This is a genomic window from Microbacterium ureisolvens (genome assembly GCF_015278315.1).
GTDB classification, from domain to species: domain Bacteria; phylum Actinomycetota; class Actinomycetes; order Actinomycetales; family Microbacteriaceae; genus Microbacterium; species Microbacterium ureisolvens.
Genome location: NZ_JADIJE010000012.1, coordinates 109,270 through 127,681, shown reverse-complemented (window position 1 = coordinate 127,681; position 18,412 = coordinate 109,270). Strand labels below are relative to the sequence as shown.

At 71.3% G+C, this 18,412-nt stretch carries 16 protein-coding genes; 10 read left to right on the top strand and 6 right to left on the bottom strand.

Going from position 1 to position 18,412, the window contains the following annotated elements; translation table 11 throughout:
• The first annotated feature begins 26 nt into the window (after positions 1-26).
• Together IM767_RS17085 and IM767_RS17080 are read left to right on the top strand one after the other, a co-directional pair.
• Positions 27-1,289 (top strand): ABC transporter substrate-binding protein, encoded by a 1,263-nt coding sequence (locus tag IM767_RS17085; protein ID WP_109208652.1) that lies wholly within the window; start codon positions 27-29, stop codon positions 1,287-1,289.
• Between the two features lie 94 nt (positions 1,290-1,383).
• Complete coding sequence (locus IM767_RS17080; protein ID WP_109208651.1) at positions 1,384-2,499, top strand: alpha/beta hydrolase; 1,116 nt, start codon at positions 1,384-1,386, stop codon at positions 2,497-2,499.
• Between the two features lie 160 nt (positions 2,500-2,659).
• On the opposite strand, the gene IM767_RS17075 is transcribed toward IM767_RS17080, so the two are convergent.
• Entirely contained in the window at positions 2,660-3,514 is an 855-nt protein-coding gene (locus IM767_RS17075) for an alpha/beta hydrolase (RefSeq protein WP_109208650.1), read from the bottom strand.
• A gap of 225 nt (positions 3,515-3,739) precedes the next feature.
• Here IM767_RS17075 and IM767_RS17070 point away from each other — a divergent pair, with 225 nt between their 5' ends.
• The 3 genes from IM767_RS17070 to IM767_RS17060 all read left to right on the top strand — a co-directional run bounded on the left by IM767_RS17070 (position 3,740) and on the right by IM767_RS17060 (position 6,987).
• Positions 3,740-4,333 carry a TetR/AcrR family transcriptional regulator gene (locus IM767_RS17070; RefSeq protein WP_109208649.1) on the top strand — a complete coding sequence of 198 codons (594 nt, stop codon included), beginning with the start codon at positions 3,740-3,742 and terminating at the stop codon, positions 4,331-4,333.
• 212 nt (positions 4,334-4,545) lie between these two features.
• Positions 4,546-4,833, top strand: coding sequence for an HU family DNA-binding protein (locus IM767_RS17065; protein WP_109208648.1), 288 nt, complete (start codon positions 4,546-4,548; stop codon positions 4,831-4,833).
• Positions 4,834-5,007: 174 nt separating this feature from the next.
• Complete coding sequence (locus IM767_RS17060) at positions 5,008-6,987, top strand: bifunctional copper resistance protein CopD/cytochrome c oxidase assembly protein (protein WP_109208647.1); 1,980 nt, start codon at positions 5,008-5,010, stop codon at positions 6,985-6,987.
• Between the two features lie 30 nt (positions 6,988-7,017).
• Here IM767_RS17060 and IM767_RS17055 read toward each other — a convergent pair whose 3' ends face one another.
• The 3 genes from IM767_RS17055 to IM767_RS17045 form a co-directional block, all read right to left on the bottom strand.
• Positions 7,018-8,811, bottom strand: a complete 1,794-nt coding sequence (locus tag IM767_RS17055; RefSeq protein ID WP_198426070.1) for a SulP family inorganic anion transporter — start codon at positions 8,809-8,811, stop codon at positions 7,018-7,020.
• A 130-nt stretch (positions 8,812-8,941) separates the two neighbouring features.
• Positions 8,942-10,093 carry a hypothetical protein gene (locus IM767_RS17050; RefSeq protein WP_422613782.1) on the bottom strand — a complete coding sequence of 384 codons (1,152 nt, stop codon included), beginning with the start codon at positions 10,091-10,093 and terminating at the stop codon, positions 8,942-8,944.
• A gap of 116 nt (positions 10,094-10,209) precedes the next feature.
• Entirely contained in the window at positions 10,210-11,043 is an 834-nt protein-coding gene (locus tag IM767_RS17045) for an NAD(P)/FAD-dependent oxidoreductase (protein WP_109208645.1), read from the bottom strand.
• Between the two features lie 54 nt (positions 11,044-11,097).
• Between IM767_RS17045 and IM767_RS17040 the strand changes: the two genes are divergently transcribed.
• Both IM767_RS17040 and IM767_RS17035 read left to right on the top strand, forming a co-directional pair.
• Positions 11,098-11,580 (top strand): MerR family transcriptional regulator, encoded by a 483-nt coding sequence (locus tag IM767_RS17040; RefSeq protein WP_109208644.1) that lies wholly within the window; start codon positions 11,098-11,100, stop codon positions 11,578-11,580.
• A gap of 9 nt (positions 11,581-11,589) precedes the next feature.
• The gene (locus IM767_RS17035; RefSeq protein ID WP_109208643.1) at positions 11,590-12,954 is read left to right on the top strand and encodes an ATP-dependent DNA helicase; all 1,365 of its coding nucleotides are present in this window, start codon (positions 11,590-11,592) and stop codon (positions 12,952-12,954) included.
• A 209-nt stretch (positions 12,955-13,163) separates the two neighbouring features.
• Here the strand turns inward: IM767_RS17035 and IM767_RS17030 are convergent, their stop codons facing one another.
• Together IM767_RS17030 and IM767_RS17025 are read right to left on the bottom strand one after the other, a co-directional pair.
• Positions 13,164-13,823, bottom strand: a complete 660-nt coding sequence (locus IM767_RS17030) for a biliverdin-producing heme oxygenase (RefSeq protein WP_109208642.1) — start codon at positions 13,821-13,823, stop codon at positions 13,164-13,166.
• 45 nt (positions 13,824-13,868) lie between these two features.
• On the bottom strand, positions 13,869-14,195 hold the full coding sequence (locus IM767_RS17025; RefSeq protein ID WP_109208641.1) for a DUF2470 domain-containing protein: 327 nt from the start codon (positions 14,193-14,195) through the stop codon (positions 13,869-13,871).
• Between the two features lie 81 nt (positions 14,196-14,276).
• Here IM767_RS17025 and IM767_RS17020 point away from each other — a divergent pair, with 81 nt between their 5' ends.
• The 3 genes from IM767_RS17020 (at position 14,277) to IM767_RS17010 (ending at position 18,316) form a co-directional block, all read left to right on the top strand.
• Positions 14,277-15,545, top strand: a complete 1,269-nt coding sequence (locus IM767_RS17020; protein WP_109208640.1) for a serine hydrolase domain-containing protein — start codon at positions 14,277-14,279, stop codon at positions 15,543-15,545.
• A gap of 70 nt (positions 15,546-15,615) precedes the next feature.
• Positions 15,616-16,500, top strand: a complete 885-nt coding sequence (locus IM767_RS17015) for an EamA family transporter (protein WP_109208639.1) — start codon at positions 15,616-15,618, stop codon at positions 16,498-16,500.
• Between the two features lie 832 nt (positions 16,501-17,332).
• Positions 17,333-18,316: a Gfo/Idh/MocA family protein gene (locus tag IM767_RS17010; protein WP_109208638.1), complete on the top strand. Its 984-nt coding sequence runs from the start codon at positions 17,333-17,335 to the stop codon at positions 18,314-18,316.
• Positions 18,317-18,412: the final 96 nt, after the last annotated feature.

The following is an 18,412-nucleotide window of genomic DNA, read 5'->3' as shown; positions in this document are numbered from 1 at the left end:
CGATCCAACAACCGAAAGGCACAGCAATGACGCATACCTTCCCCGTCTCCCGCCGCTCACTCCGGCTCCTCGCCGGCGGTGCGGCCCTGGCCACCGTGGTCGCCCTCGCCGGCTGCTCGGGCGAACCGGCCGACGACCGCACCGTGCTCACGTTCTTCTCGTGGTCCAACGAGGAGACGATGACGCCGGTCATCGAGGCCTTCGAAGAGGCCAATCCCGACATCCGCATCGAGTTCTCGTCGGCGCCCCCCGTCGCCGAGTACATCTCCACCCTGCAGAACCGCCTCGGCTCCAACACGGCGGCCGACGTGTTCGTGATCGCCGCCGAGAACAAGACGAACCTCATCGAGGGCGGGTTCGTCGAGGACCTCAGCGACGAGCCGTTCATGGACGTCGCCTCCGAGTTCAACACGGCCACGTACGCAGGTCCCGGCGGCGAGGCCTACGGCCTCTCGCTGTCGTCGTGGGCGTCGGGGATCATGTACAACGAGGACATCCTCGCCGAGCACGGGTTCGACGAGTTCCCGACCGAGTGGGACGCCTTCGTCGACATGCTCACGACCCTGAAGGACGCCGGCGTCGTGCCCTTCCTCGAGTCCTGGCAGGGCTTCCCCACCTCGCTCGGCTCCGCCGTGGGCCTTGCCAACTACCAGCAGGGCGGCGACGTCGACGCGCAGATCTTCGCCGGCGAGTCGACGTTCGAAGACCTCTGGACCGCGCCTCTCACCCCGTGGGACGAGCTCGTGTCGGAGGGGGTGCTCAGCCCCGACATGGTCGGCCTCACCGGCGACCAGGTGCGTGACGAGTTCGTGGGCGGCCGCGTCGCGATGATCACGACCGGGCCGTGGGACGTCGGCACGGTCCGCGAGGCGAACCCCGACCTCAACTTCACGTTCGCGGGAGTGCCGCAGGAGGGCGGCGAGCCGTTCTTCACCGGTGCGGCGTCGCCCGGCTACGCGATCAACACGGCCGCGAAGGAGCCGGAGGCGGCGAAGACGTTCCTGGAGTTCCTCGCCAGCGAGGAGGGCGTGCAGATCTTCCAGGAGCAGACGAACGACATGACCACGACGTCGAACTACACCCCGACGATCGACGAGACGCTCGAGGTGCCGTTCCAGGCGCTGCTCGACGGCAAGTTCTACCTGCCGATGATCTCGTGGCCGAAGTACCAGGACGCGCTGTACACCGAGCTCGTCGCGCAGATCCAGCTGATGGCGCAGGGCCAGGCGACCCCGGCCGACGTCGGGGCGGCCCTCGACGCGAAGCTCGCGCAGGAGTCCGGCGAGTAGGCGCGGTCTTCAAGGGCCCGGAGTTCCTCGGAACTCCGGGCCCTCGCGTTGTCAAGCGCCGTGCGGTCGGCGCCGGCCGCGCGAGGATGGGGGCATGCGGCTGGATCCGTTCTTCGAGGAGCGCCTGAGGGTGCACCGCAAGCACCTGTTCGACAAGGCGGCCGGCTCCATGCGGGCCCGGCTCGCCGCCCTCTGGCCCTTCCCGCGCGTCGCGGCGCCGACCGCCGCCGCGGAGGCGAGCGCTCCGTCCGACGCCAAGGCGAGCGCGCCGGCGCCTGCGAAGAAGCCCGCAGGGCCGACGATCGGCCCACGGTCGCAGGCCCGCGCGCGCAAGCGCCGCGCCGCGCTGGCGTGGGACCGCACCGAGCTGCGCACGGTCGGCGTCGCCGGGCCCGACGTGCGCATCGTCGAGCACCGCGTGGATGTGCCGGGTCGGCCCGCCGTGCGCGTGCGCATCTACTACCCGCCGGGGGCGGAGGATGCGCCGGTGCCCGCCGTCCTCGCGTTCTTCGGCGGAGCCTTCCGGATCGGCGGCATCGACTATCCGACGACGGATGCCGCATTCCGCCGCCGTGCCGTCGACGCCGGGGTGGCGATCGCCGCGGTCGACTACGCGCTGGCGCCGGAGCACCAGTACCCCGTCCAGATCGAGCAGGGGTATGCGTCGCTGCAGTGGCTGTTCGGCCAGGCGGAAGAGCTCGGCATCGACCCCGCGCGGATCGGGCTGCTCGGCACCTCGGCCGGGGGCAACATCGGCGCCGCAGTGGTCCTCATGAACCGGGACCGAGGCGGCCCTGACCTGAAGCTGCAGCTGCTCGAGGTGCCCGTGGTCGACCTCACAGGGGCGCACCTCGACCTGCGGGCGACCCGGGCTCTCGGCATCCCCCGATTCATCGCCGTCCGCGAGCTGCGATCCGTCGCGCGCACGTATCTTCCCCGGCCGGCGGCGGCGCGAGAGGCGTACGCCTCGCCGTCGCGGGCGGCGACGCTGGCAGGACTGCCGCCGACGGTGATCCTCACTGCCGAGTACGATCCGCTGCGCGGCGACGGCGACGCGTACGGAGCCGCGCTGCGCGCTGCCGGCGTCGAGGCGAGCGTGGTGCGCTATCAGGGCGTGACGCACGACACCTCGATCTTCCTCGCCGCCCTGCCCGCAGCGCGCCGGTGGCACGACGACGTCGTCGCGGCGCTCCGCCGCCTCCACGCGTGATCCGGCGGCGGACACGATGAAGGCCCGGGGTTCCGAAGAACCCCGGGCCTCTGCGTCCCACCGCGGACACCGGCCGGAACACCAACCGACCGCTGAGCCACCAGGGGCTGGGAGCTCAGCGACCGGATGGTGTCACCGCGGCGCCGGGTGAGGCATCCGTCTACTTCGCGGCCTCCGTCTCGGGGGCCTGCTGGTCTTCGTGCACCTGGTGGGTGGTCGCCCACTGCAGGGCGTAGTCGGCGATCTCCTCCCAGCCGTCCTGGCTGACGAGGCGGTGCGTGCGGCCGGCGTACTCCTTGTACTCGACGATCGCGGGGCTGCCCGACTTCTGGTACTTCTTCACGATCGCCTTGCCGATGGCCGGCGGCACGACGTGGTCGATCTCACCCGTGATGATGAGCAGCGGCGCGCGATCGGTGCGGCCGTAGTCGACGTGGGTCACGCCGCCCTTCTCGTTGAGCACCGACGAGACGCCCTCGAAGAAGACCTTGTTGTACGAGTTGACGGCGTACTCCTCCCACAGCTCGTCGGAGGCGGAGCGCGGCAGGTCGTTGCCGAACGTGAAGTGGAAGTGGCGCTTGCTCAGCGGCTTGGCGCCGTTGATGCCGAACGGGTTCGACAGGATGGGCGTGCCGGTCCACAGCGTCGACAGGGGCAGCGCGGTGACGCCGGCGGTCTGTCCGGGTGCGACGCCCACGTAGGCGACGCCCAGTCCGCGGTCGGCGAGCATCTGGGTGAGGACTCCCCCGAAGGAGTGGCCGATGATGATCGGCTTCTCGGGGAGCTGGCGGATGATGCGCTCGTAGTTGTCGGCGATCTGCTTGAGGCCGATGCCCTTGAGCGCCTCGGGGTTCTTGCGGATGTCTTCGACGGAGCGGTCGTCGATGCCGGGCCAGCCCGGGGCGATCACCTGGTGGCCGGCGGCGCGGAAGCGCTCGGCCCAGGTGTCCCAGCTCTTGGGGGTCATCCAGAGTCCGTGGATGAGGACGATGGGGGTCTTGGTCGTGGTGTTCATTTCCTGCTCCTTGTGTGCGGTGGTGCGATGGGCTATCTGTTCGTCTCAGGTTCCGGATCCTGGTGTTTCCGGCTGATGTATCCTGATGGTAGACCGAACGTTCTATCTACACAAGACTATTCCCAGAAAATTCGGAAAAAGACTCCGGAGCAGACTTCGAGCCCCGCTTCCCGGCCCGATCAGGGGCGGAATCGATGGCACGATGGAGGGAATGGAGGGGGATCCATGAGCACCACCGCCGCCGCGTCCACCGCGGCATCCCGTCCGTCCTCGGCCCGTCAGAGACTGCTGCAGGCAGCCACCGACCTCTTCTACAACGAGGGCATCCACTCGGTGGGCGTGGACCGGATCATCGACGAGGCCGGCGTCACGCGGGCCACGATGTACAAGCAGTTCGCGGGCAAGGAAGGGCTCGTCCTCGCCTACCTCGAGGGGGAGGACCAGGGGCTGCGCGCCCTGTTCGCCCAGGCCGCGCAGGCATCCGACGATCCCGAGGTGCTGCTCGACCTGGTCGTAGCCGGGATCGAGCAGGACATCCGCGACCGGCACACCCGCGGCTGCCCCTTCATCAACGCCGCCGCCGAATACCCCGACGAGGGGCCGGTGCGCGAGCTCATCGCCGACCACCGTGAGTGGTTCCGCGAGACGCTTCGGCAGCTGGCCGCGGCCGCCGGGCTGCGCGACCCGGAAGCGGTCGCGGCATCACTCGTGCTGCTGCGCGACGCGGCGCTCGTGGGCGGGTACCTCGACGGCGAGGACCGGGTCGGCCCGGCGTTCGCACGCACCGCGCGCGATCTCATCGCCGCACACAAGAGTTGAACGCTCTCGGCGTAATCCGGGGCTCACGAGTCACATCCGTCACTCTTTTCACGCGACACGCGGCCCGAATCACCCGAAATCCGCAGAAATACGCGGATCTCCGGGCCAGTTCAGGTACATTCGGTCCCGGTCGATAGGACCAGCCGGGGGGCGAAGCCGTCCGGTCCGAGCAATGACAAGACGGCACTCGTCGTCTTTGGAGGACATACCAAATGGCCGACAAGACCATCACCAAGACCGAGCTCGTCGCGAGCATCGCGAGCGCGACCGGCCAGAGCCAGTCCGCCGTCTCGGGCGTGCTCGACTCCCTCTTCTCCACCGTCTCCGACGCGGTCGCAGCCGGCAGCAAGGTTTCGATCCCCGGCTGGCTCGCTTTCGAGCAGGTCGCCACGTCGGCCCGCACCGGCCGCAACCCGCAGACCGGCGAGGAGATCAAGATCCCCGCGGGCAAGCGCGTCAAGGTCACCGCGGGCTCGAAGCTGAAGGCCGCCGTCAAGTAATCCCGACGAGACCTCCCAAGAGGGGATGCCGCGACCCGCGGCATCCCCTCTTCTCTTTCTGTCCGCCCTCTCCGCCCCTCACCCCCTCCCCACCGGGAAGGGGCGGCTGCGCGAGGGGGCGGCGGGAGGGCGGCGCGGACCAGGTGCCCAGGCGCCGCAACGTAGGCTTGACGGGTGAACTCCCGCGCGCTGCGGGCCGCCGGGCCCGCTCTCCTCGTCGTGGCCGCGCTCGCGGTCATGGTGTGGGCGCTGGCGTTCGGCGGCGGTGCCGACCCGCTGGCCATCGCCGACCCCGGCCCGCTCGTGCGCTGGGGGCTGCCGACCGCGAAGCTGTTCGTCAACCTCGCGGCGGCGGGCATGGTGGGCGTGCTGGTCACCGCCCTGTTCACCCTCCGCGCCGGCGAGCGAGAGTTCGATATCGCGCTGGACACCGCGTCGATCTCGGCGGCCGTGTTCACGATGGCCGCCGCCGCCACCGGGTTCCTCACCTTCATCGACGCGTTCAACCCGGTGCTCAGCATGGGGCCGGAGTTCGGCGCCCAGCTCGGCCGCTACATCGTCGAGACCGAGGTCGGCCGCACCTGGCTGATCACCACGATCGCCGGCGCAGCGCTCACCGTGCTGACCTTCGCCGTGCGCTCGTGGACCGCGACCGTCTTCGTCGCGCTCCTGGCCGCGGCATCCCTCGTCCCGATGGGCACCCAGGGCCACTCCGGCGAGGAGGCCTTCCACCACGAGGCGATGACCGCTCTCATCCTGCACATCCTCGCCGCCGCGGTGTGGCTCGGCGGCCTGCTCCTGGTCGTGATCGTGCGTCCGGTGCAGTCCCGTGAAGACAGCGCCGCCACCGTCGCGCGCTACTCGAGCATCGCGCTGGCCGCCTTCGCGGTGGTCGCGGTGTCGGGAACGGTGCGCGCCGCGATCGGTCTGCAGGACTGGTCGGCGCTCATCTCGCCGTACGGCGTGATCCTCGGCCTCAAGATCGTCGCCCTGGTCGTGCTCGGCCTCTTCGGCGCCTGGTACCGCACCCGCCTGATCGGCCGCATGCGCGACTCCGAGGCGTTCACGCGGGTGTTCTGGACGCTCATCGTGTTCGAGCTCGTGCTGATGGGCGTCGCGAGCGGCGCAGCCGCCGCGCTCGCGCGCACGCCTCCGCCGGTGGCGCCGCTCATTCCGCAGACGCCGACGCCGGCGCAGCGCCTGACCGGCGCGCCGCTGCCCCCGGAGCTCACCATCGACCGCTGGCTCACCGCGTGGAACGTCGACCTGCTGTGGGCGACGGTCGCCGGCTTCGCGATCTTCTTCTACCTCGTGGGCGTGTGGCGACTGCGTCGCCGCGGCGACGCCTGGCCCGTCTACCGCACCATCATGTGGGTCGCCGGCTGGCTTCTGCTGGTCTGGGTCACCGGCGGGGTCATCAACGTCTACCAGGACTACCTGTTCAGCACGCACATGGTGGGGCACATGCTCCTCACCATGGCTATCCCGCTGCTGCTGGTCGCCGGGGCACCGGTGACGCTCGCCGCCCGCGCCATCCGCAAGCGCGAGGACGGCACGCGCGGCGGCCGCGAGTGGATCCTGTGGGCCGTCCACTCCCCCGTCGCACGTGTGCTCACGAACCCGTTCGTGGCGGCGGGGCTCTTCATCGGGTCGCTCTGGGTCTTCTACTACACCGACCTGTTCCGCTGGTCGCTGTACGACCACCTCGGTCACGAGTGGATGGTCGCCCACTTCCTCATCACGGGCTACCTGTTCGTGCTCACGCTGATCGGCATCGATCCGGTGCCGTACCGCCTGCCGTACCCCGGGCGCCTGCTGCTGCTCATCGGCATCATGGCCATGCACGCCTTCTTCGGCATCGCGATCATGATGCAGGAGGGCCTCATGATCGCCGAGTGGTTCGGGTCGATGGGGCGCACGTGGGGTGCCACCCCGCTCGAGGACCAGTACACCGGCGGCGGCATCGCGTGGTCGATCGGCGAGATCCCGACCCTCATCCTCGCGATCACGGTCGCGATCCAGTGGAGCCGCAGCGACGACCGCGAGACCAAGCGCCGCGATCGGCACGCCGACCGCACCGGCGATGCCGAGCTCGAGGCCTACAACGCACGCTTGGCCGCCTTGGCCGACCGCGACGCGCGCACCGGCCGCTGAGCCCACGCCCGCCGGCACCGCTCGGCGCGATCAGCGGCGACGCGGGGGCGGCTCGTCGCCCGCATCGTCTGGCGGGGCCCCGTCGCCTTGGCGGGTGCCGTCGGCGTCGGCCGCGGCATCCCATCTCGTCCCGCTGAGGTCGCCCCGCAGCGTGCCCGTCAGCTCGTCGACGGCTGCTCCGACCGTCGGCGCGAAGCGGTCGGGACTGAATCGACGGGTCAGCCCGTAGCGGGCGAGCGTATCGACGACCGGCGACTTCATCTCGGCGATCATGAGACGGATGCCGTGGGCGCGGAGGTAGTCGTCGAGCTCGACGAGTTCGTCGGCCGCGGTCGTGTCGATGTCGGTGATCGGCTCGGCGGCGAGGATGACGGTGCGCACGTCCGCGCCGGCCTCTTTCACACGGGAGCGGACCCAGTCGTCGAAGATCGCGCCGTTCGCGAAGAACAGGGGTGCGTCGAAGCGCACGATGACGATGCCGGGCACCCGCGTCCCCTGCGGATTGCGCGAGAGGTCGTGATAGCCGCGCAGGCCCTCCACGCGGCCGAGCTCCGCCTTGTACGGCCGCCACGAGCGGTTCACGAACGCGACGAACGACAGGCCGATCGTGATGACGATGCCCTCCAGCACGCCGAACACGAGGACTCCGAGGAAGGCGGCGGCCGAGAGCACCGCGTCGACGATGTTGAGACGCACGAGCCGGACGACGCCTCGGACGTCGATGAGCCCGATGGCCGCGCTCATGACGACGGCGGCGAGCGTGGCCGACGGGAGGAACTCGGTGAGCCCCGGCAGGGCGAGGATGAACACCACGAGGAGCACCGCGCCGACGACGCCGGTGAGCTGGGTGCGCGCGCCAGCCTGCTCGGCGACCGGTGTGCGCGAGGACGAACCCGACACCGGGAAGCCGCCGAGCGCCCCGCCGGCCACGTTGGCGATGCCGAGCCCCGACATCTCCTGGCTGCCGTCGACGCTGTCGCCGCGGCGGGCGGCGAACGTGCGCGACAGCACGGCGGTGTCGGTGAAGGCGATGAGCGCGATGCCGGCGGCCGGGAGCGCCAGCCCGGCGACGTCCGTCCACTCGAGGCCTCCGAGCGCGGGGGCGGGCAGGCCCTGGGGCAGTGCGCCGACGACGGGCAGCCGATCTGAGAGCCCGAAGACGGCGGCGAGCACCATCGACACCACCACCACGACCAGCACGCCCGGAACCGGGGAGCGCAGCGCCTTGAGCGTGAAGATCAGCACCAGGGAGCCGACGCCGAAGGCGGCCGCGAGCGGGTCGACGGCGCCGGCGAAGACCTCCTCGACGATCGCGACGGCGTCTCCCCAGAGCGAGGCCGCGTCGACCGAGAAGCCGAGCAGCTTGGGCAGCTGCGACACGATGACGATGACGGCGATCGCATTCAGGTAGCCGACCCGGATGGGCTTGGAGAGCAGGTCGGTCACGAACCCGAGGCGCACCAGGCCGCCGAGGACCAGCAGCACGCCGACCATGACGGCGAGGAGGCCCGCGAGTGCGACCGCCCGCGACTGGTCGCCGAGGGCGAGCGGGAGGATCGCGGCGGCGATGATCGGGGCCAGCGACGAATCGGGGCCGAGGACCAGCACCCGCGACGGGCCGAACACCGCGTAGGCGAGAAGCGGCACGATCGTCGCGTAGAGCCCTGTCACCGGCGGCAGGCCCGCAACCTCGGCATAGCCCATCCCTGCCGGGATCAGCAGCGCGGTCACGACGATGCCCGCGCGGATGTCGGGCCACAGCCACGCCCGCCGGTACTCCCGCACCGTGGCGACGGCCGGGACCCAACGCGCGATGCCCTTCATCGACGTCATTCTCGACCCCCGCACCATCCTGGCGGAATCTCGGATTCGCCGGACCGCGGATCTCGGTGCGGTCACGCGAGGGTCGAGCGAGCCACGCGCGCAGGGCGGGAGCGTCGTGCCCGAGCTGGGGTCAGTTGGTGTCGGGGCCGGTCACCACGATGGTGGCCGTGCCGTCCGGACGGATCGTGATGGTGCCCTTGACGATGAAGGGGACGTCTTCGCTGACCGAGCGGACGCGGCCGTCGTAGATCGATCGGATGTCGACGTCGATGTGCGCGACCGCCTCGGTGGGGAGGATCGACCAGCCCGCGCCCGCCGGTTCGACCGACACGGCCGGCTGCCGCACGATCGACCACTCCGGGAGCGAGTCGATGCGGTCCTGCACGAAGAAGCCGAACGGGCAGGCGGTGGGCTGCAGCACCTGCTGGGTCGCGCAGGAGGTGAGGAACTCCTCCACCTTCTCCTGCACGACGCTGAGGAAGTTCTCGGTGGGCTGGGCCTGCACGTTCACCGGGATCGCGCGGAACGGGCTGTCGGAGAGCACGGCGACTCCCGGCGTGGCGGAGATGGCCGTGTCGACCGACACCGAGTAGAGGCCCGGTGAGAAGACCAGCAGCGAGACCGGGGCAGCGGGGTCGGCATCCGCTCCATCCGGCGACACCTGACGCTTGTCGATCTGGAAGCCGTTCACGTCGAAGACCATCGACCCGGTCACGCCGAGGTTCATGACCGCGAGCGGGCTCTTGGCGAACCGCCAGGTGGGGGCGAGGCCGATCGAGCCGTCGCGCTCCACGGAGAAGGTGGTCTGCCCGTCGTGGCCGCGTGCCTCGTACGCGACGGAGACCCGCGTGATGTCGCCGTCCTGCTCCTGCGACACCACGCGCACGTCGGTCATCGGCGCGAGTGCCGCGCTGCGCAGCAGCGCGTCGGACGCGGTCGGGGGGAGGCCCGCCGCCTCGAGCTCGGCGGAGCTCACGGCGACGCCGGGCAGCGCCAGCGCATCGGCGGCCCGGCCGTCGGCGAGCAGGTCGACGTAGCGCTCGACGAAAGCGGCCGGGCTGTAGAAGTGGCGCTCGATGACCCCCCACGCGGCGAAGACCGCGGCGATGAGCAGGACGCCCACGATGCCGAGCAGCGTCAGGTCGACCGCGAGTCCACGGCGCTTGCGGGGCGGCTGGATCAGCTCTGCCTGCGGGGTCGCGGGCGGGCTCTCGGGGGTCGCCGCAGCGCCCGGAGGCGCGCTCGCGCGACCGGATGCCGTGCCCACCGCCCCCTGGTCCACCCGCCCAGTCTAGGAAGACGAGCCCGGGAGGCCCCTGTGGACGTGAAATCGTATGACGTCGAGCGCAGGCGGCTCCGGGCGTCGGTGCAGCCGGGCCGGGCGGGGGCGACGCGGCGTCAGGACATGATCGCGTCGCGCACGGCGCTCGCCCCGGCGAGCTGTCCCGAGGCGATGGCGGCGGCCAGCGACACCATCGGACCCGGCACGGCAGCCACGTGCGCCATGTCGCCGCCGGCGTAGACGCCAGGCACGGTCGTGCGGCCGAGCGCGTCGATCTCGACGCCGCCGCCGGGAAGGATGCCGCAGCCCAGCTGATCCGCGAACGGGGCGCGCTGCGTGGCGGTCGCGGCCGTGAACACCCCGGCGACCCGCTCCACACCGCCATCGACGAGCCGGAGCTCGAGGCCGCCCTCGACCTCGGCGACCTGCGCGACATCGGCGGGGCTCGCCAGGAACGCGGACGAGATCACGGGGCGCAGCATCCGCTCGATCATGGCGGCGTGCTCGCCCTCGATGAGGATGCCGACGCGCTCCCCTGCGAACTCGTGACCGTGGCAGAACGGGCACTGCGCGACGAGGCGGCCCCACTGCTCCGCGAGGCCGGGGACGGCGGGGAGCTCGTCGCGCATGCCGGTGGCGAGCACGAGTCGCTGCGCGTGCTCGACGCCCTCGGCGGTGGTGACGGCGAAGTCGCCGAGCGAGCCCTCGACCGCTGACACCGATGTCGTGCGCACCTCGACGGTGGCGTACGCCGCAAGTTCGGCCCGCGCGATGCGCCGCAGCTCGGCCGGGTCGCGACCGTCGTTGGTGAGGAGGTTGTGGGCGTGCTCGACGGTGGCGTTGCGGTACTCGCCGGAGTCGAGCAGCAGCACGCGGCGATGCATGCGGCCGATGGTCAGGGCGGCCTGCAGCCCCGCGGGGCCACCGCCGATCACGATCACGTCGTACATGGGAGATCCTCTCGTCGGGTTGCGTCGGAATCGATCCTGTGACTTCATGTCGACATGAAGTCAAGTCTGCCGATCGGCGATGCTGCGGCCCGGTTCTCGCTCCCCACGCACGTGCTGCGGCACTGGGAGGACATGGGGTTGCTGCGTCCGGAGCGCGACGGCGGCGGGCGGCGCCGCTACGCCGAAGACGACCTGGTGCGCATCGGCGTGATCGTCCGCAGCAAGAACGCCGGCATGAGCCTCGAGCAGATCGCCGTGCTCCTGGACGAGCAGGCGCCCGAGCGGCACCGGGTGCTCGAGGAGCATCTCGCCGACCTCGCGCGCCGCATGGCAGACATGGAGCGCTCGCGCCTCATGACCGAGCACGCGCTGCGGTGCCGCGCGCACGACATCACGACGTGCCCGCGGTTCCGCGCGATCATGGACGAGGTGGTGGCCGGCACCGGCCGGTGGCGCGAGGCGGAGCCGCCTGTGGACAGCGATCGCGTGTCCACCGATCGCGGCGCGGAGGGCCGGGATGCGGCATCCGCTCGTTAGCATGAATCGGTGAACACCCCGCCTCTGTCCCCCGAGCAGGAGGCGCTGTTCCGGCTCATCGAAGACACCCGCGAGCACGTGTTCGTCACGGGCCGGGCCGGCACCGGCAAGTCGACGCTGCTGCAGCACCTGGCGTGGAACACGAGCAAGCAGATCGCCGTGTGCGCGCCCACCGGTGTCGCGGCGCTCAACGTCGAGGGCCAGACGATCCACTCGCTCTTCAAGCTGCCCCTCGGGATCATCGGGGCGCACGACGAAGACCAGTCCGACGCGACCCGCAAGCTGCTGAACGCGATCGACACTCTCGTCATCGACGAGATCTCCATGGTCAACGCCGACCTCATGGACGCGATCGACCGCTCGCTGCGCAAGGCGCGCGGCCGCCGCGCGGAGCCGTTCGGCGGGTGTCAGATCGTGATGTTCGGGGATCCGTACCAGCTGGCGCCGGTGCCGCCGCGGGGCGACGAGCTGCGCTACGTGCGCGACCACTACCGCTCGTTCTGGTTCTTCGACGCGAAGGTGTGGGTGGGTGAGTCCGCGAGCGACGGCATCCTCGACGTCGGGTCGTACGGCGCCGACCTCAACATCCGCGAGCTGGTCGACATCCACCGACAGTCCGACCCCGCGTTCAAGGCGATGCTGAACGCGGTCCGGTACGGGCGCGTGACGGCCGACATCGCGCAGATCCTCAACGACACCGGTGCCCGCACCGCCCCCGATCCGCTCGATGGCGAGCATCCGATCATCACGCTCGCCACCCGCAACGACATCGTCAACAACATCAACCGGCGGCACCTGAACGAGCTGGTGGGGCGCGAGCAGACGGCGATGGCGGAGGTCAACGGCGATTTCGGGCGGGGTGATGCCGCCTATCCGGCCGATCTGGAGCTGAAACTGAAGGTCGGCGCCCAGGTGATGTTCCTGCGCAACGACAGCGGTTCGTTCGGCGAGCCCCCGCGGTGGGTCAACGGCACGATCGGAACGGTGACGCGCATCGCCGGCGAGACGGTGCGCGTGGACGTCGAGGGCGACGAGTTCGACGTCGAGCCCTCGGTGTGGGAGAAGTACCGCTACTCGTACGATCCCGGGTCTAAGCAGCTGACGCGCGACATCGTCGCCGAGTTCACGCAGTTCCCGCTGCGGCTGGCGTGGGCCGTCACGATCCACAAGTCGCAGGGCAAGACCTACGACCGGGCGATCATCGACCTCGGATCAGGCGCTTTCGCGCCGGGGCAGACGTATGTGGCGCTGTCGCGCCTCACGTCGCTCGACGGGCTGTACCTGTCGCGGCCGCTGCGGCCGCGCGACATCCAGGTCGACCCCGACGTGCAGCGCTTCATGCGCGACGCCGTCCGCGGGACGCCGGTGGCCTGAGGAGCCTTCGGTCCGGCCCGTCCGCCCGCCCGTCCCGTCCGGGCGCCCGCCCGTCCCGGTCCGCCGGCCTGTCGTTCGGTGGTGACCGAAAACCTGGTCGGTCACACCGACGCGCCGGTGACGGATGCCTGGGCCCGGCGTGTCGCGTTGCCGGCCAGGTTCTCGGCACTGTCAGCCGAGCGGGGTGGGACGAGCCGCGGGCCGGTGGGTCAGGCGACGCGGGTGGAGTGGGCCTTCGCTGCTGCGAGGTCCTCGAAGAGCTCGGTGTTGAAGCGGTACGCGAGGAGCACCTCGTCGATCACGCGCTGCTGCTCCGCGGCATCCCACGGTGCGGCGTCCAGCTGCTCGCGGTAGACGTCCTTGAAGCCCTTCGGGTCGGCGATGTCGTCGAAGACGTAGAAGCCGATGCCGTTCGTCTCGAACCCGAAGCGGCGCGCCATCAGGCGCCCGATGAACTGGCCGCCCGAGAGGTCGCCGAGGTAGCGCGTGTAGTGGTGCGCGACGAACCCGCCCGCCCAGGTCGCGCCGACCTCGTTGATGCGGTCCACGTAGCGCTTCGTCGTCGGCAGGGGTTCGATCCGCTCGCGCCAGTCGGGGCCGACGAGGAACTCGAGGTCCGCCTCGAGCGCGGGCAGGCGCGTCAGCTTGTCGGAGATGAACACCGCGGCGACGGGGTCGTTGCGCATCTGGCCGGCCGTGCGCTCGAGCGCCTCGTAGATGAACCAGTGCTGCACGACGAGTGCGACGTAGTCCTCGCGGGTGCCCTCCCCCTTCATGAGGTCGGCCATGAATCCGGACTGCTCGCTCGACGAGTGCGAGCTGCTGGAGCGCTCGCGCAGCGCTGTGGAGAACGGGATCGGGTCGCTCATACCTTCATGCTAACTGAAGATAAGGCGAACCTAACTATGTATTTCCTAGACGTGCGGTCGCGCCTCCACGCCCAGGCGGCGGCACGCCTCGTCATAGAGCGCCACGATCTCGCGTCGCACCTCGCGGCGCTCCGAGATCGGGCCGCCGGGCCAGGGCACCGCGACCTCCGCGGTCGACCCGTCGGCGAGCGTCGCCTCCCACACGCCGCGGTCGCCGTCGAAGGCGGTCATGCGAGAGCCTGTGATCCCGGCATCCGTCACTCCCGCATCCGCGGCGAAGGCCCGCGCGATCAACAGGTTGTCGTCGCCGTGATCGCCGTTCATGTGACCGAGCACACCCGTGAGCGCGGCCTCGTCGAAGTGGAAGGTCATGCTGTCAACCCTACGGACCGCCGTGCGGCGTCCGGCATCCAGGTGTGTTTGAATTCATTGCACGATCATCGGGGGGTGAGAATGCGGACCCGATCCACTCGACACCGCGCCATCGCGGTGCTGGCCGGTGCCCTCGCGTCCGCGCTCGCCCTCGCCGGCTGCTCCTTCGGCGGGGAGGTCGAGCCCGACCTGCCGGCGCAGGCGGCCGCATCCCTTCCCGAAGAGACCGTGCAGCAGTTGACGGATGCCGTCACCCACGCGATGGGGACCACGGGGTCGTCCGGAGCCATCGTCGGCGTCTGGGCGCCGTGGAGCGGGAGCTGGGTCGCGGGTCTCGGCACGCAGCGACCCGATGGCGGCGGGGATGTGAGCGCCGACCTCGTCTTCCGCGCCGGCAAGGTGACGCGCGCGATGACGTGCGATGTGCTCTTCGAGGTCGCCGCCGCGGGCAAGGTCGAGCTCACCGACAGCGTCGCGGACTACGTCTCGGGCGTGCCCGATCTCGCCGACGTGACCCTGATCCAGCTGTGCGACGGCACGTCGGGCATCGGCTCCTACTCCGGGCAGCTGTACTCCTCGTGGCTCACGAACCCGGCTCGCCAGTGGGAGCCGCGCTACCTCGCGAGCTTCGGGCTCGGGCAGCCGCGCAGCGGCGCCCCCGGGGCCGGCTACCGCGACTCGGACGCCGGGTACGTCCTCCTCGGCCTGGCGCTGCAGCGCGCGACCGACATGTCTGCCGCCGACCTCATCGAGACGTACGTCGCCGGTCCGCTGGGCCTCGACGCCACGGCGCTCGGCTCGCTGCCCTCTTCGGGCGTGCTGCGGGGCGGGCAATCGGTGAACAACGCCGAGGGTGCGCTCGACTGCGCCCAGCCGCTCGATCTCACCGAGGCGTCGACCAGCAGCGGCTTCACCGACGCCGGCGTCGTCACGACCATCGAGGACCTCGGCCGGTACGTCCAGGTGCTGGCCTCCGGCGCGCTCGTCGAGGACGACGACCGCTTCTCGGCTCCCGTGCCCGTCGCCGCAGACGGACCGTCGTGGTACACGGCCGACGGCGGCGCTTTGCTGGCCGGATCGCTCGTCGGGCAGTACGGCAAGGTGCCGGGGTATCTCACGGCGGCCTTCGCGGATCCCAAGACCGGCCTCACCGTCGCCGTCGTGCTCAACAACTCCGCGGCCGACGGTGCCGTGGGCGAGTACCTCGCGTGGGAACTGGCCGCGATCGCGTCGAAGGCTCCCGCGACCGAGGGCGAAGCGGTGCCTGAGGCGGGCCTGCCGTGGACGGCTGAGCAGTATCGCGAGGCGGTCGCCGCGGCCGCGGTGTGCACGCCGCCGGCTGCGCAGTGAGCGTCGCGCGAGCACCGGGCCCGGGTCGGGCTCCGGCTCGGGCGTCGGCAGCGGCGCACAGGCCGGCGGCATGAAGGGCTCCGGCGGCCGCGCCGGCACCACGCCCGCGGTCCTGCTGGTGATAGCGGGGCTCGCCTGCCAGGAGGTGGGCGCGTCCCTGGCGGTGCTGCTGTTCCCGCAGGTCGGCCCGCTCGGCATGGTGATGCTGCGCCTGGTGTTCTCGGCGATCGTGCTCCTGCTGATCGCGCGCCCGCGGGTGCGCGGTCACTCGCGGGCCGACTGGACGGCGGTCGCCCAGTTCGGACTCGTGCTCGCGGTGATGAACGGGCTCTTCTACCTCGCGCTCGAGCGGCTGCCGCTGGGCGTGACGGTCACCATCGAGGTGCTGGGTCCGCTCGTGCTGTCGATCGTCGCGGCGCGACGCGCGTCGGCCTGGCTGTGGGCGCTGCTCGCGCTCGCCGGAGTCGTCGCGCTGGGCGGCGGCGGCTGGGACCGCCTCGATCCGCTCGGCGTGCTGTTCGCCCTCGGCGCCGCGGCGAGCTGGGCGTTCTACATCCTGGCGTCCGCGCGGGTGGGCAGCGCCTTCCCCAGGCTCGACGGGCTCGCGCTCGCGATGACGGTCGGGGCGATCATCGCGCTGCCGTTCGGGATCGCGGATGCCGGAGCCGCCCTCCTGCGCCTGGACCTGATCGCCCTCGGCGCCGCGGTGGCGATCCTGTCGTCCACGATCCCCTACGCCTTCGAGCTCATCGCCCTCCGCCGACTGCCGGCCGCGGTGTTCGCGATCCTGATGAGCCTCGCGCCCGCCACGGCGGCGCTCGCCGGCTTCATATTCCTCGGACAACATATGACCGTGCTCGAGGTGCTGGGAATCGGGCTCGTGATCGCCGCGAGCATCGGCGCGATCCGCTCGTCCGCGCGCGCGGCGCGCGAGGCCGCCGAGCCGCTCGCCTGACCCGGGCCGGGCATCCTCTCCCCGCCGTCTCCGCGCGGCGCGGTGTGTTCGTGGCGAGAACGCGTGATAGCACCGGCGCGTGGGCGACGGGCGTGCTGTTGTGCGGTTTCGTGTGGAGTGCGGGCGGAGAGGAGGGACGGATGCCGGGGCCGGCGTACCGCCGCGGGCCGCGGCATCCGTCTCCCGCCCTCGCCGCGCGGCGCGGTGCTTCGTGGCGACAACGCGCGGTAGCACCGGCGCGTGCGCGGCGGGCGTGCTGTTGTGCGGTTTCGTGTGGAGTGCGGGCGGAGAGGAGGGACGGATGCCGGGGCCGGCGTACCGGCGCGGGTCGCGGCATCCGTCTCCCGCCCTCGCCGCGCGGCGCGGTGCTTCGTGGCGACAACGCGCGGTAGCACCGGCGCGTGCGCGGCGGGCGTGCTGTTGTGCGGTTTCGTCTGGAGTGCGGGCGGAGAGGAGGGACGGATGCCGAGGACGGCGTACCGGCGCGGGTCGCGGCACCCGTCTCCCCGCCGTCTCCGCGCGGCGCGGTGTGTTCGTGGTGAGAACGCGTGATAGCACCGGCGCGTGCGCGACGGGTGTGCTGTTGTGCGGTTTCGTCTGGAGTGCGGGCGGAGAGGAGGGACGGATGCCGAGGACGGCGTACCGGCGCGGGTCGCGGCACCCGTCTCCCCGCCGTCTCCGCGCGGCGGGGTGTGTTCGTGGCGAGAACGCGTGATAGCACCGGCGCGTGCGCGACGGGTGCGCTGTTGTGCGGTTTCGTGTGGAGTACGGGCGGAGAGGAGGGACGGATGCCGGGGCCGGCGTACCGCCGCGTGTCGATAGCATCAGGGCCATGACGCAGACGAGGTGGGCCGTGCTCGGGCCAGGGGCCATCAGCAGGGACTTCGTGGTGGGGCTCCGCGCCTCCGAGCACGGGGTGCTGCATGCGGTGGGAAGCTCGTCCGCCGAGCGGGCCGCGGCGTTCGCCGACGCGCACGGGGCCGAGGCATCCGGCACGTACGACGAGATCCTCGCGCGCGACGACGTCGACGCGGTCTACGTCGGCACGGTCCACACGACGCATGCCGAGCTGGCGATCCGCGCGCTCGAAGCCGGCAAGGCGGTGCTGTGCGAGAAGCCCGCGAGCCCGACGCTGGCTGAGGTCGAGCGCATCCTCGAGGCGGCACAGCGCGTGAAGCGACCTTTCCTCGAGGCGTTCAAGACCCGCTTCGGACCGTTCGCCGACGCGCTGCGCGAGCTGGCTGCCGGCGGTGAGCTCGGCCCGCTCGAGCACGTCGCGGGTGCCTTCGGCTTCGACGCGGGAACGCGACAGGGGCGCCTGTTCGACCCCGCGCTCGCGGGCGGGGCCATCCTCGATGTCGGCTGCTACCCCGTCGCCCTCGCGATCGACCTGGCCGCCGCGGCGGGTCAGCCGATCGACGAGCCGGTGTACCACGGGTTCGACGCCGGGCTGGAAGCGGGCGTCGACGCCTGGGCGACGGCCGCGATCGGCTTCGGTGCGGTCACCGCCGAGGTCGCCACCTCGGTCGTCGAAGACCTGTCGGACCTCGGACTGCTCCGCTTCGCCGAGGGCGACGTGCTGCTCCCGAACGTGTGGGGCAGCCGCACCGAGAGCCCTTCGGCGCTCATCGTCCGTCGGGGCGACGAGGAGCGCGTGGTCGAGGTTCCCGTGGTGCAGCCGATGGGGGCCGAGGCCGACGCCCTCTCGCTCGCGATCGCGGAGGGCCGGCTGGAAGTCCCGCAGATGCCGTGGTCGCACACGCGCGCCGCTGCTCGCGTGCTCACCGACTGGCGCGCGGCCGCCCTCGCCGGCTGAGTCCACCGGGAAGGCGCGCAGCGCGCGGGATCGCGGCATCCGTCTCCCGCGCCCTCACCGCGGCCACCGACCGCGTCGCCGTCCGCAGGCGCTGAG

Coding starts and splice junctions, on each gene's coding strand:
- IM767_RS17085 (WP_109208652.1), top strand. CDS start 27: ATGACGCATACCTTCCCCGTCTCCCGCCGCTCACTCCGGCTCCTCGCC.
- IM767_RS17080 (WP_109208651.1), top strand. CDS start 1,384: ATGCGGCTGGATCCGTTCTTCGAGGAGCGCCTGAGGGTGCACCGCAAG.
- IM767_RS17075 (WP_109208650.1), bottom strand. CDS start 3,514: ATGAACACCACGACCAAGACCCCCATCGTCCTCATCCACGGACTCTGG.
- IM767_RS17070 (WP_109208649.1), top strand. CDS start 3,740: ATGAGCACCACCGCCGCCGCGTCCACCGCGGCATCCCGTCCGTCCTCG.
- IM767_RS17065 (WP_109208648.1), top strand. CDS start 4,546: ATGGCCGACAAGACCATCACCAAGACCGAGCTCGTCGCGAGCATCGCG.
- IM767_RS17055 (WP_198426070.1), bottom strand. CDS start 8,811: ATGAAGGGCATCGCGCGTTGGGTCCCGGCCGTCGCCACGGTGCGGGAG.
- IM767_RS17045 (WP_109208645.1), bottom strand. CDS start 11,043: ATGTACGACGTGATCGTGATCGGCGGTGGCCCCGCGGGGCTGCAGGCC.
- IM767_RS17040 (WP_109208644.1), top strand. CDS start 11,098: ATGAAGTCAAGTCTGCCGATCGGCGATGCTGCGGCCCGGTTCTCGCTC.
- IM767_RS17030 (WP_109208642.1), bottom strand. CDS start 13,823: ATGAGCGACCCGATCCCGTTCTCCACAGCGCTGCGCGAGCGCTCCAGC.
- IM767_RS17025 (WP_109208641.1), bottom strand. CDS start 14,195: ATGACCTTCCACTTCGACGAGGCCGCGCTCACGGGTGTGCTCGGTCAC.
- IM767_RS17020 (WP_109208640.1), top strand. CDS start 14,277: ATGCGGACCCGATCCACTCGACACCGCGCCATCGCGGTGCTGGCCGGT.
- IM767_RS17015 (WP_109208639.1), top strand. CDS start 15,616: ATGAAGGGCTCCGGCGGCCGCGCCGGCACCACGCCCGCGGTCCTGCTG.
- IM767_RS17010 (WP_109208638.1), top strand. CDS start 17,333: ATGACGCAGACGAGGTGGGCCGTGCTCGGGCCAGGGGCCATCAGCAGG.